This window comes from Agrobacterium tumefaciens (assembly GCF_013318015.2).
In the GTDB taxonomy this organism is placed as follows: domain Bacteria; phylum Pseudomonadota; class Alphaproteobacteria; order Rhizobiales; family Rhizobiaceae; genus Agrobacterium; species Agrobacterium tumefaciens.
Genome location: NZ_CP115841.1, coordinates 582212 through 594147, shown reverse-complemented (window position 1 = coordinate 594147; position 11936 = coordinate 582212). Strand labels below are relative to the sequence as shown.

At 60.9% G+C, this 11936-nt stretch carries 12 protein-coding genes; 3 read left to right on the top strand and 9 right to left on the bottom strand.

Translation table 11 applies throughout. From position 1 onward, the window contains the following. Window positions 1–26 precede the first annotated feature (26 nt). The 6 genes from G6L97_RS02955 to G6L97_RS02930 form a co-directional block, all read right to left on the bottom strand. Window positions 27–347: a DUF6107 family protein gene (locus G6L97_RS02955; protein ID WP_003512100.1), complete on the bottom strand. Its 321-nt coding sequence runs from the start codon at window positions 345–347 to the stop codon at window positions 27–29. Window positions 348–534: 187 nt separating this feature from the next. Next, complete coding sequence (locus G6L97_RS02950; protein ID WP_111783219.1) at window positions 535–1701, bottom strand: phage portal protein; 1167 nt, start codon at window positions 1699–1701, stop codon at window positions 535–537. Window positions 1702–1887: 186 nt separating this feature from the next. Next, window positions 1888–2211, bottom strand: a complete 324-nt coding sequence (locus tag G6L97_RS02945; protein WP_003512096.1) for a Dabb family protein — start codon at window positions 2209–2211, stop codon at window positions 1888–1890. Between the two features lie 42 nt (window positions 2212–2253). After that, window positions 2254–2892 (bottom strand): hypothetical protein, encoded by a 639-nt coding sequence (locus G6L97_RS02940; RefSeq protein ID WP_111783336.1) that lies wholly within the window; start codon window positions 2890–2892, stop codon window positions 2254–2256. A gap of 450 nt (window positions 2893–3342) precedes the next feature. Further along, window positions 3343–4602: a DNA-packaging protein gene (locus tag G6L97_RS02935; protein WP_162686622.1), complete on the bottom strand. Its 1260-nt coding sequence runs from the start codon at window positions 4600–4602 to the stop codon at window positions 3343–3345. Beyond that, the gene (locus G6L97_RS02930; RefSeq protein ID WP_013635731.1) at window positions 4599–5126 is read right to left on the bottom strand and encodes a hypothetical protein; all 528 of its coding nucleotides are present in this window, start codon (window positions 5124–5126) and stop codon (window positions 4599–4601) included. The genes G6L97_RS02935 and G6L97_RS02930 overlap by 4 nt, the downstream gene beginning before the upstream one ends. 253 nt (window positions 5127–5379) lie before the next feature. Between G6L97_RS02930 and G6L97_RS02925 the strand changes: the two genes are divergently transcribed. Further along, a complete protein-coding gene (locus tag G6L97_RS02925) occupies window positions 5380–7020 on the top strand; it encodes an alpha/beta hydrolase (RefSeq protein WP_065704941.1) in 1641 nt (546 codons plus the stop codon). 26 nt (window positions 7021–7046) lie between these two features. Here G6L97_RS02925 and G6L97_RS02920 read toward each other — a convergent pair whose 3' ends face one another. After that, on the bottom strand, window positions 7047–7886 hold the full coding sequence (locus tag G6L97_RS02920) for an SDR family oxidoreductase (protein WP_111783220.1): 840 nt from the start codon (window positions 7884–7886) through the stop codon (window positions 7047–7049). A 143-nt stretch (window positions 7887–8029) separates the two neighbouring features. Here G6L97_RS02920 and G6L97_RS02915 point away from each other — a divergent pair, with 143 nt between their 5' ends. After that, window positions 8030–8401, top strand: a complete 372-nt coding sequence (locus G6L97_RS02915; protein ID WP_065704945.1) for a winged helix-turn-helix transcriptional regulator — start codon at window positions 8030–8032, stop codon at window positions 8399–8401. A gap of 104 nt (window positions 8402–8505) precedes the next feature. Here the strand turns inward: G6L97_RS02915 and G6L97_RS02910 are convergent, their stop codons facing one another. Next, window positions 8506–8937 carry an Lrp/AsnC family transcriptional regulator gene (locus G6L97_RS02910; protein WP_003512084.1) on the bottom strand — a complete coding sequence of 144 codons (432 nt, stop codon included), beginning with the start codon at window positions 8935–8937 and terminating at the stop codon, window positions 8506–8508. 147 nt (window positions 8938–9084) lie between these two features. Here G6L97_RS02910 and G6L97_RS02905 point away from each other — a divergent pair, with 147 nt between their 5' ends. Beyond that, window positions 9085–10185, top strand: a complete 1101-nt coding sequence (locus G6L97_RS02905; protein WP_003512083.1) for a saccharopine dehydrogenase family protein — start codon at window positions 9085–9087, stop codon at window positions 10183–10185. Between the two features lie 137 nt (window positions 10186–10322). Here G6L97_RS02905 and G6L97_RS02900 read toward each other — a convergent pair whose 3' ends face one another. Continuing rightward, window positions 10323–11783, bottom strand: coding sequence for a protein adenylyltransferase SelO (locus G6L97_RS02900; RefSeq protein WP_174002740.1), 1461 nt, complete (start codon window positions 11781–11783; stop codon window positions 10323–10325). Between the last annotated feature and the right edge of the window lie 153 nt (window positions 11784–11936).

Below are 11936 nucleotides of genomic sequence, written 5' to 3'. Positions count from 1 at the left end.
TGTGAAAAGGGGGTGCCGCGTGGAGGCTAAGCGCGCGGACGGGCGTTGTAACGGTCGGCCACGCGCACCAGCAGGCCAAGCCCCCACCAGGCCACCATGCTGGCAGCGGCAGAGCCCGCCACCATGATTTCCCGGCCGGAAAGCGCGCCGGCAATCTCGAGTTGCTGCACGATCCACAGGCCCACTGGGCCGCCGAAGATCATGCCGCAGGAGACGCCGGTCACGAAACGGCTCGCCGCCTCGCGTTTGCTTTTCGGCAGGAGGTAGACGAGCGACACACCCGCGCCTGCGACGGCACCGGTGATGCGGGCGGCCCAGATGCCGCCTTCATTGGCGAATTCAGACATGGGTAATCATTCCGGTTTAGGATGTGAAAAATCGGACAGACGCGTCGCGTCGCCCGCAGGTCGGGTGTGCGGTTTCAAAACGCCATTTCGCGAGTCTTCAGAATCGCTTGAACGGCGAACCTCACAAAACGATTCCGCTGGTTCAGAAATTGGTCGAAGACGCAGCCCGGTGGCTCAAGCACAATGGCTAATACCCCACCGCCTCCCGCTTTTCCTCGTCGGTCAGAAACGACGCTGCGCCGATCCTTGTCCACAGAGCGTCCCGCTCACCGGCAAGACCGGCGATCCTGTCGAGATCCGGTTCCAGCCGCAGCCCGGAGCCGAAAATCGGCGACAGCCAGCCGCAGAGCCGTGCCGCCGTGCGGTTGACGAGCGGCAGCACGGTGAGACGATAGAAAGCGCGGTTTGCCTCCTGGTAATTGGCATAGGTATTGTCGCCGGGAATGCCGATCAGCATCGGCGGTACGCCGAGTGCAAGCGCGATGTCGCGTGCCGCACCGTTGCGTGCTTCCAGAAAATCCATGTCGCGCGGCGAAAGCCCCATGGCCTTCCAGTCGAGACCGCCTTCCAGAAGAAGCGGCCGGCCTGCATTCATCGCGCCCTGATAACCTTCCTCCAGCTCGCGCTTCAGCCGCTCATATTGCTCGGTGGAGAGATTGCCACCCTCTTTCGGCTGATAGACCAGTGCACCGGAAGGGCGAGCGGAATTGTCGAGCAGACGTTTGTTCCACTGGCTCGCGGCATTGTGCAGATCGAGAGCCGCGCCCGCCGAAGCAAGGGGAGCGAACCCGGCCCGATCGTCCAGCGGATGAAAAAGCTTGAGGTGAAGCAGCCCCAGCCCGTCACGTTCAGCGGCAATGCGCCTGATGGCGCGGCCCTCGGCACGATAATCGTAACCCAGGGGCCAGCCATCCTCGCCTTCGATGATGCTCACCCTGTCCGGCCGCAGAAGATGCAGCTCGCGCAGTCGTTCGCCGACCACTAGCGGCTCGATATAGGCGTTGCCAGCCAACATCAGATGGCCATACAGCGTCTCGAAAAAGTCCGGCCCGCCCATATGCGCGCTGGGCTTGCCTAGAAGTGCGAGCAGCGGATGATCGCCGATCTCCTCATCGCCATCGTAAAGCAGCCAGCTCACCGATGCGGAGGCTTCTGCCACCATGCGGGCGGCGCGGTGCGCTATCGGGTTTCTCATGAAGCCCTCGCGGGCGAGTGCGGCATAGGAGCGGCCGGTCCAGAATGCCTGCCCACCCTGCGCCGCAACCGCCATGAAGCCGCCCGCCGCTGTCTTGCGTTCAGGCACGGCTCTGCCATCCGCCGGGCGCCGCCACGGCAGGGAAAACGGAAATCGCATGGAATTATCCTTGTTTTAATGCGGGCTCAGTTTCCCGCCAGGCCCTCATCCCTGTGCTCGTCACAGGGATTCAGCCAGCCCAAGTTTTTGGACTGAAAGCACTCGTTTCGCCGTGCAGACGCGCGTCGACTGGATTCCTGTGACAAGCACAGGAATGAGGATCGAGAGCCCGAGTCTTGACGAAACTTACCGGATTGGCGCTTTCACTGCCGTATCGCTGTTGAAATCAGCGGCAACCCGCGTCTCGCGCAGCGGCTTCACCGTACGCGTCGAAAGATCATAAGCGGGGTCGGCTTTGTAGGCCGCGAGCGCCGCCTCGTTTTCGAACTCTCCATAGACGATGAAATCGACCGAATTACCCCATTGGTCCTTCTTCACATTCTCGCCGATTTCCAGCTTCAGCGAATGCGGTATGGCGGTGAGGCCGGAGAGCCCCTTGCGCACGGCGTCGCGGTTTTCCTCGGGAACGGTGAAAAAAACGATATGGCGGATCACGGTGTCACCTGTCATGCAAAATTCGAATATGGCCCTTGCGGCCTTGCTAACGGGTTATCATCTGGCCCGCGCCGGTTCAATCCGCGCCGCCAAAAGGGCGCGATGAAATGCCCGGCCGTAGTCCCCGACAAGCCGCGCCCGGTCGAGGCCATTGATGATGGCGCGCGCACCCTCCCAATCCTCACGCTTGCCCTCGAAGACATCGGCAAGCTTCCGGCCGGTAAAGCTGCCGGATACCATGCCGTGGATGAGGATCGCGGTTGCCACATCCGGTTCCATGGCGCGCTCGGGACGCTCCAGAAGGTCCACACCGGTCAGCTGCGACATGGCCTCGTAATTGCGGCGATGCGTCAGTTGCACGAAACCGCGCCCGAGCCAGCTTTTGCCCTCGGCGTCTGGCCGCCAATAGGGTTTGCGCACCATGGGCAGCCTGCCTGCCGCAAAGGCCCGGTCCAGCCTTGCGATCGCCTCGGAATCGTTTGCCGCCAATGTCTCGCGCACCGGCTGCATGGTCGCAGCCGTCTCGTGAAAAGTGGTGGCCAGCATGTAGGCGAACCAGCGGGGATCACCGCCCGGCAGGGCCTTGCCGAAGCCGGCCAGGATCGTCTTCGTCCCGTCAAGCTGTGTAGCTCGCAGGCGACCACCGTAGATGGAAATTCGCACCGACGCGAAGAATCGCGCCTCGTCATAGGCCACAGCCGGCTCCTGAAAATCGGGGGCGATATCACCCTTTGTTTTTTCCACATGACGGCCGTCAGAACTAAATCGATTTGAAAAAATCCTAATCGATTTTAATCCGCTGACCGGGGCTTTGAGGTAAAAAATTCCTTGAGTTGCGGAACCTTAGCGCGCTAACTCCATTCACCGCGCACTTCCGCAGCGTTGACCATTCAAGGAGGAATGCCACCATGACAGCGACAATCCCCCAGACCGTTTATGACCGGCTTGAAAACGAGTGGCGCCAGATGCGCGAAACCGGTTCTCAGCCGAAACCCGCGCAGTCTCCGAAGAAGTAGCATCTGCCAGACGTCCGATTTTGGGCGTTAACGGCGACCCGGATTTCTTCTCCCCGCCGGGGAGAAGAACCAATATGCATCGGCTAGATGGGCAATTGGCTCTCATTCATGGGGCCAATTAGCGCCTATATCACATTCCGCGCACCCTCGGCTCACTCGCCACAGTCGTCGTCAACGCCGTTATTGCCCAGACCAGCGCATCCAGCCGGTCGGGCGAGCGTCCGGATGAAAGACCGTCGGGTCCGAAATCCGCCATCTGGTCGGTTAGTTTTTCAAACCGTGCGGCGTGGCGTACCCTGCCCTGTTCGTAGAGTGCCGCCACCGGCTCGGCGCGGGTGAACTTGCCCCGGCTTGCCCGCACCAGGGTCAGCGGCAGATTGGCGTCTATGCTCTGCAACATTGCCCGCACCATCTCGCCGCCCTGATTGACTTCCGCCGCCACCCGGTCGGCCTCATGACGGCGAACGGCAGCGACAACGGCCCGCGCCCAGCCGGCCGGTGTTTCACCTTCCACCGAACAATCCGCAAGCACGACCAACTTGCCTGATATGCCAAGCCCGGCCGCCACGATGCCGCAGCAGGAATTTTCACCGATACCGGCGGGCGGGTCTACCGCGACCACGATCCGCGCCAGCGGCTCATGGTCGGTTTCCACAATTGCTTCCAGATCGGCACGTTTCCATAGCGCGCCTTCGCGCTCATCAATCAGTTCGCCGCCGATCTCCTGACGCCCCAGCCGCGTGCCGCCGTAACGGTCGTGCATGGCTTTCAGGAAACCGGGTGAGAGATTTTGCGCATTCATCGCCGTCGGCATTTTGGCCACCCGGCTCGAAGGGTCGGCGAGAAGCGCCTTCAGGAGCGGAATGGGCCGTGGCGTCGTCGTCACCAATTGCCGTGGGGCCTCACCCAGACGCAGGCCAAATTGCAGCATGTCCCATGTTTCCTGCGGATATTTCCATTTTCCAAGTTCATCGGCCCAAGCCATGTGAAATTGCGGGCCGCGCAGGCTTTCTGGGTCTTCAGAGGAAAACACCTGCGCCATGGCCCCGTTTGGCCAGATAACCCTCCGGCGCGATACCTCGAAGGCGGGGCGGCAACGGCGGGCGATACGGCAGATTCCGGAAATGCCGTCAATCATCACCTCACGGGCATCCCCCAGCGTTTCCGCAACAAGCGCGATGCGCAAATCAGATTGCTTGCCGGCGGACGCAATCCTGTGCACCCATTCGGCCCCGGCGCGCGTCTTGCCGGATCCGCGCCCGCCGATCAGAAGCCACGTCCGCCAGTCACCCTCAGGCGGCTGTTGCGGCAGGTTACCGATGAAACGCCAGTCGCGCAGAAGGGTGAAGACCTGCTTTTGCAGTTGGGGTTCGCTCGAAACATCCGTCATGTGTCAGCTTCTGTAGATGCACTACGAGCCAGATCGGCCTCCAGCCTCGCGCGGCATTTCTGTTCTGCCAGTTCGTCGATGCGTTTGAGAAAATGCGCCACCGCCATTTCGTAATCTTCGGTATCGGCTTCGTCCTCGCCGGCAAGAGCCTGCCTCTCTTCTGCCAGCACCCGTTGCAGGGCATCGATCCGTTCCAGTGTGCGCACAATCAGCGAAAGCTGATCCGTTGCGGCCTTCACGTCGGCGCGCGCCTGTTTGCCCGAGGCATCCTCCACCGTTGATAAAAATGCCGCTTCGCTTGTCTGCCGCAGGTTGCGGTACATGCAGAACTGTTCGCGCATCTCCACCGTCAGCTCGTTCAGCAATTGCCGCAGATTGCCATTGCGCGCCGCATCTTCGGCAGCCAGCTTGTCGGCCCGCGATTTTATCTCGGGTGCGGCCTCCAGCCTGCCCTCGCCGCCATAGGCGCAGCTTTCCTGCCAGACGCCGTGGAGCGCCAGATCGCAATTGCGGATATTTGCCATGAGGTGGACCTGCGAGAGAAATGACGTGTCGCGGAAAAAGCATCGGCTAAACCGACCTTTGCCGCTCAGCCGCAAATCTCCGACTGTGACCTAAACCTATCAAACCACCGTCACGCTGTAAAGGATTATTTTCCTATAATTGTGATTTTTATCCTGCTAACAGGGTTTGCACCCTCGCCCACCGCATACTACACTCGTGCCAGACGGCGGGAAAAAGGGGCAAGTCAAGTTGTTGAAACAATGGGTTGGGCGGTTGTTTGCGGGTCTTTCGGCAACCGGCATCGTCTTTGGCACTATTCTGTTCTGCGCTTCGCTCACGCCGTCTCTTCTGCCGCGCACATGGCTGATGCAGGGTGTGCTGTGCGGATTTTCCTTTGCCATCGGTTATCTGATCGGCGTGGCGCTCACCGCCATATGGACCTATCTGGAATTGCCCCACCCCTCGCGCCATAACCGGCGCAGCATCCGCTTTCTCATCGCCCTTGCCAGCGCGATAACGGCGATCGCGTTTCTTTGGCAGGCGAAAGACTGGCAGAATTCCATCCGTATCCTGATGGAGCTCGATCCGTTGCCCAGCGCCCACCCCACCAAGACCGGCGGCGTTTCGGTGCTGGTCTCCGCCCTCCTCATCGGCGCTGGACGGCTTTTCCAGCTCATCCGGCGATTCTTCTCGGTGCGCAGCCGTCACTTCCTGCCGCGCCGGCTCGCCAATGTGCTCGGTATAGCCGCCGCCATCGTGCTGTCATGGATGCTGCTGAACGGTCTGATCTTCGATATCGGCCTGAAGTTTGCCGATTCCTCGCTGAAACAGGTGGATGCGCTGATCGAGCCGGATGTACCGCGCCCTTCCGATGCGCTCAAAACCGGCAGCAGCGCTTCCCTGATGACATGGGAATCGCTTGGCCGCAGAGGCCGCGAATTCGTGGCCGGCGGGCCGGAGGCACAGGAGATTTCCGCCTTCACCCACCGCCCGGCCAGGGAACCGCTCAGGGTCTATGCAGGCCTGAATTCTGCGGCAACGCCCGAGGAAAGGGCAGCACTTGCGCTGGAAGAGCTGAAGCGGGTTGGCGGGTTCGAGCGCAAGGTGTTGCTGGTCGTCATTCCCACCGGCACCGGCTGGATCGATCCGGAAGCGCTTGATACGGTCGAATATCTGCATGACGGCGATATCGCCAGCGTTGCCGTGCAATATTCCTATCTTTCCAGCTGGATCGCGCTTCTGACCGAACCAGATTACGGTGTGGAAACGGCGCGCGCGCTGTTTCAGGCCGTCTACGGTTACTGGACCACCCTGCCGAAGGAGACGCGCCCGAAACTCTATCTGCACGGGCTGAGCCTCGGTTCGCTGAACTCGCAGAAATCATCCGATCTTTACGATGTGCTCTCGGACCCGTTCCAGGGTGCGCTGTGGAGCGGTCCGCCCTTTTCCAGCCCCACATGGCGCATGGCCACCAATGGGCGTGTGGCGGGTACGCCGGAATGGCTGCCGCGTTTCCGCGATTCCTCGGTCATCCGCTTCGCCAACCAATATACCACTGCGCATATGCCTGATGCGAAGTGGGGCCCGATGCGCATCGTCTATCTGCAATATGCCAGCGACCCGATCACCTTCTTCGAGGCCGCATCGCTTTACCGGCGACCGCAATGGATGGTTCATCACGGCCCTGACGTCTCCACATCCTTCCGCTGGTTCCCGGTCGTGACCCTGCTGCAGCTCGGTCTTGATGTTGCCGCCGCCACCACGGCGCCGATCGGTTACGGCCATGTCTACGCGCCGGAGCACTATATCGATGCGTGGATGGAGGTAACCGCACCGCAGGGCTGGAATGCGGATGATATCCAGCGGCTGAAGATGTTGTTCAAGGCCCGCCGCGGCTCCACCGATCCGGCGTGACGCGACGGGCGTGTCGTTTCTGAGCGTCAATCCTTCAGCGCGGCCACATGGTCGGCCACATAGGTTTCCAGCGAGCGCGGTGCGTGGCCGGTCAAAGTCTCGACATCACCGGTGACCGCCGACGTCCAGCCTTCGCGCACCGGATAGAAGATCGACGCGAGGAAGGCGGCGTAATCCTTCGGAACGCCAGCGCCGGTCAGAATGCCGATGAAAACATCGTCCGAAACCGCGCTATAGCCGACCGGCTTGCCGATGGCCTGCGAGATGATCGCGGCCGCCTCGCCGTAACTCAAAGCCTTCGGCCCGGTCAGGTTGAACGCCTTATTGTCGAAATCCGTCGAGGTCAGCGCTGACGCTGCACTGTCGGCGATATCGCGCACGTCGATGAAGCTCGACTTGCCTTCGCCTGCCGGAACGGCGATCTGGCCGTGTTCGATGCCGGCCTTCCAGTAGGTGTGGAAATTATCGGCAAACCAGTTGGGGCGCAGAATGACGTAAGGCGCGCCGGAAGCGATGATCTTCAGTTCCACCTGGCGATAGGGAATGGAATCGTCGGCATCGACGCCGAAGACGCTGAGGAACACGATCTTCACATTGCGGCGGGCAGCTTCCTCGACAACCGGCGTCAGCGCGTCGATTGCATCCAGACGCCCGCCAGCCAGGATCAGAAACAGACGATCGACGCCATCGAAGGCATCCGTGTAGGTCGAGGCGTCGGTGTAATCGAAGCGCACCCCTTCCGCGCCTTCGGCTGCCTTGCCGGTGCGCGAGGCCGCTTTCACGCTTTCGCCCTTGGCCAGAAGCGCCTTTACCAGCGGCGTGCCGATGGTGCCGGTGGAACCGATTACGAGTATCTTGCCAGTCATCTCAAATCTCCGTAGTATCTAGTAGAAACCATGTTTCGAAAACATACGTACTGCGTATTCGAAATCAGGAAAAGAGAGCACTTTCCGGTTATCTGGTATCCTCAAGGAAACCGACCCGGGCTTTTCAGAGCGGGATGAGACCCATGGAACATGTCTATGACGTTTACGAGGATCGCTGCCCCACACGCATGGTGCTGGACAGGATCGCTGACAAATGGGCGCTGCTGATCCTCGACAAGCTGCGGGTGGACGCGGTGCGCTTCAACCTGCTGCGGCGGGAAATCAAGGGCATTTCGCAGAAGGTTCTGTCTCAGACGCTGAAAAAGCTCGAGCGCGACGGCCTGATTTCGCGGCAGGTCTTTCCGACGGTGCCGGTCACGGTCGAATATTCCCTGACGCCGCTCGGGCGCACGCTGACCGACACGGTTGCGGCACTGGCCCACTGGGCGGAGGGCAATATGGACGCGGTGCTGGCGGCGCAGAAGGCTTATGACGAGAGGGGTGGGTTAGGGTAAGGCAAGCCCCCACCTTCCTGATTTCTGTGCTTGTCAAAGGAATGAGGGGGGACGAGAGCATTGCGCGCACTCGTCCGCCTTTCGCCTGCCAAACCCTCCAACGCCTACCGCGAAATCCGCGTGGAAAGAATGATCGACGATAGCGTGCGTTCCACGCCGTCCAGCGCGCCGATCCTGTCGATCAACCGGTCAAGGTCGAGAATGGAAGGTGCTGCCAGAATGGCGATCAGGTCGAAAGTGCCGCTGACCGAATGCAGCGTTGTCACCTCCTTGATGGCAGTGAGCGCCGCCGTCACGCCGGGCAGCGCCTTTGGCCCGATGGTGATCAGCACATGGGCGCGCACCAGCCCGGAAAGATAGCTTTCCGAAAGTCTCAGGCCATAACCGGCGATCACCCCTTCGGCCTCGAGCCGCTCGATGCGAGCCTGCACGGTGGTGCGCGAAAGGCCGAGTTTGCGGGCCAGTTCCGCCACCGGCATGCGGGCGTTTTCGGAAAGCAGGGCGAGCAGCGCCCGGTCCTTGTCGGCAATCGTCATAATGACCAATCCTGTCGTCTAATTGTCCAATATTAACCCGCTATCCGCGCATAGTGAAGCTGCGAATCGTCCAAAAAAGCTGGCATTCTGTCTATGAAGCGCATCCGGTGCGCAGAGGCATATGAATTTACTGCGGGGAACAAAAACATGAAAAACATCGTCGTCATCGGCGCGGGCAATATCGGTTCAGCCATCGCCTGGATGCTGGCTGTCACCGGCGATTATCGCATCACGGTTGCCGATCGCTCGGCAGACCAGCTGACGAATGTGCCGGCGCATGAGCGTGTCGACACTGAAATCGTCGACATTGGCGACCGTCCGGCGCTGGAAGCGCTGTTGAAAGGCAAGTTCGCCGTGCTTTCCGCTGCGCCCTTCCACCTGACGGCGGGCATTGCGGAAGCTGCGGTTACAGTCGGCACGCATTATCTCGATCTGACTGAAGACGTCGAATCCACCCGCAAGGTCAAGGCACTGGCGGAAACGGCTGAGACCGCGCTCATTCCACAATGCGGCCTCGCCCCCGGTTTCATCTCCATCGTCGCCGCAGATCTTGCCGCCCGGTTCGACAAGCTGGACAGCGTGCGCATGCGTGTCGGCGCGCTGCCGCAATATCCGTCCAATGCGCTCAACTACAACCTTACCTGGAGCACGGACGGGCTGATCAACGAGTATATCGAGCCCTGCGAAGCCATCGTCGAAGGCCGCCTCACCGCCGTTCCGGCGCTGGAAGAGCGCGAAGAGTTCTCGCTCGACGGCGTGACATATGAGGCCTTCAACACCTCGGGCGGCCTCGGCACGCTATGTGCGACGCTGGAAGGCAAGGTGCGGACGATGAATTACCGCACCATCCGTTATCCCGGCCATGTCGCAATCATGAAGGCGCTTTTGAACGACCTCAACCTGCGCAACCGCCGCGATGTGCTGAAGGACCTGTTCGAAAACGCCCTGCCCGGCACCATGCAGGACGTGGTCATTGTCTTCGTTACCGTCTGCGGCACCCGCAACGGCCGGTTCCTGCAGGAAACCTATGCCAACAAGGTCTATGCCGGCCCCGTTTCCGGCCGGATGATGAGCGCAATCCAGATCACCACCGCAGCCGGTATCTGCACGGTTCTCGACCTGCTTGCGGAAGGCGCCCTGCCGCAGAAGGGGTTTGTCCGGCAGGAAGAAGTGGCCCTGCCGAAATTCCTGGAAAACCGGTTTGGAAGATATTACGGCGCGCATGAGCCGCTGGCCCGGGTTGGGTGAGTTAAGGGGAGCAATCGGCCCCGACACTGTCATCCTCGGGCTTGTCCCGAGGATCTAACGTCTCACGAAATCGATAGGTCGCAGATGCTCGGGACAGGCCCGAGCATGACGACGAGCGGCGGAATGCCTCTCCCAAATCACGTCCCGCAAAAGGTCCGAAACACCTTCTCATCGCTCATCGGCGGCTGCATGTAGACGAAATTGTCCGGCCGTTCCTCAAATGGCGTGGCAATCGCCGCCAGCATGGCGTGGAACGGTTCGAAATCGCCGTCTTCCACCGCCGCCTCGATCAGTTCCTCGATGCGGTGGTTGCGGGGAATGATGGCCGGGTTGACGGCGAGCATCGCCCGCGACCTCTCGGAGGCAGAGACTTCTTCCCGCCCGGCCCGCTCCCGCCAGCGCGCCAGCCATGCATCCGCCGCCGCGATATCGATGAACATGCCGCGAAACGGCTCGGCATCGCCCTCTACCGCGTGAGAAAGACGCCGGAAGGTCAGCGTATAATCGGCTTCCGATGCCTGCATCAGCGAAAGAAGCGCCTGCACCAGCTCGATATCGCCCTCCTCTTCGCCCGTCAGCCCAAGCTTTTCGCGCATGCCGGCAAGCCAGCGCTTGGGAAACGCGGCGGCGAAATCAGCGAGCACGGCGTTTGCGAGTTCGGCTGCTTTCTCCACTTGAGGGTCAAGCCGCGGCAACAGGCATTCCGCCAGCCTTGCAATGTTCCATTGGGCGATGCCCGGCTGATTGTTGAAGGCGTAGCGCCCCTGTGCGTCGATGGAGGAGAACACCTTGTTAGAATTGTATTCGTCAAGGAAGGCGCATGGACCGAAGTCTATCGTCTCGCCGGAGATCGCCATATTGTCGGTATTCATCACGCCGTGGATGAAGCCAACCATCATCCAGCGGGCGATGAGTTCGCACTGCCTCTGAGCGATGCCCTGCAACAGGGCGAGATAGGGATTGTCCGCGTTTTTCACTTCGGGATAGTGGCGGTCAATCACATAATCCGCGAGATTTCTGATCCCCTCATCATCCTCGCGCGCGGCGAAGAACTGGAAGGTGCCGACCCTGATATGGCTTGCCGCAACACGGGTGAAAACCCCGCCCGGCAGACCCACCTCGCGCTGCACCCTGTCACCGGACAGGACGGCGGCGAGCGCCCTTGTCGCGGGAACGCCGAGCGCGAACATTGCCTCGGAGACGATATATTCGCGTAGCACCGGGCCGAGCGCCGCGCGCCCGTCGCCCCTTCGCGAAAACGGCGTCGGGCCGGAGCCCTTCAGCTGGATATCCCGACGTTTGCCGTGTTTGTCGATGACTTCACCGAGAAGAATGGCACGACCATCGCCGAGCTGCGGCACGAAACCGCCGAACTGGTGGCCGGCATAGGCCATCGCCAGCGGCTCGGCCCCTTGCGGTACCACATTGCCGGAAAAGATCGCCGCCAGCCTGTCGTCGTCGAGGCCTGAGACGTCGAGAAGAAGCTCGTCTGCCAGCGCCCGATTGAAGGCGATGAGGCGTGGCGCCTTCACCGGCGTTGGCAAGACGGCGGCGCTGAACCTTTCCGGCAGGCGGGCATAGGAATTGTCGAATGTGATCACGGGTAAACTCCCTGCTTTTACCTGATATGGCCCTTTTTCCGCCCGGTTGCGAGGGGTGAATAGCCACAATTACGGGAAGCCGCAGCGAAGTTTGGAAAAATCAATTTGAACTACAGGTATATTTGAACATACAAACATCCAATGAATGAG

What these genes read in the sequence shown, in the direction of transcription:
- G6L97_RS02945 (WP_003512096.1), bottom strand. Translation starts at nt 2,211, where the DNA reads ATGACAGGTGACACCGTGATCCGCCATATCGTTTTTTTCACCGTTCCC.
- G6L97_RS02930 (WP_013635731.1), bottom strand. Translation starts at nt 5,126, where the DNA reads ATGGCAAATATCCGCAATTGCGATCTGGCGCTCCACGGCGTCTGGCAG.
- G6L97_RS02905 (WP_003512083.1), top strand. Translation starts at nt 9,085, where the DNA reads ATGAAAAACATCGTCGTCATCGGCGCGGGCAATATCGGTTCAGCCATC.
- G6L97_RS02920 (WP_111783220.1), bottom strand. Translation starts at nt 7,886, where the DNA reads ATGACTGGCAAGATACTCGTAATCGGTTCCACCGGCACCATCGGCACG.
- G6L97_RS02955 (WP_003512100.1), bottom strand. Translation starts at nt 347, where the DNA reads ATGTCTGAATTCGCCAATGAAGGCGGCATCTGGGCCGCCCGCATCACC.
- G6L97_RS02950 (WP_111783219.1), bottom strand. Translation starts at nt 1,701, where the DNA reads ATGCGATTTCCGTTTTCCCTGCCGTGGCGGCGCCCGGCGGATGGCAGA.
- G6L97_RS02935 (WP_162686622.1), bottom strand. Translation starts at nt 4,602, where the DNA reads ATGACGGATGTTTCGAGCGAACCCCAACTGCAAAAGCAGGTCTTCACC.
- G6L97_RS02910 (WP_003512084.1), bottom strand. Translation starts at nt 8,937, where the DNA reads ATGACGATTGCCGACAAGGACCGGGCGCTGCTCGCCCTGCTTTCCGAA.
- G6L97_RS02915 (WP_065704945.1), top strand. Translation starts at nt 8,030, where the DNA reads ATGGAACATGTCTATGACGTTTACGAGGATCGCTGCCCCACACGCATG.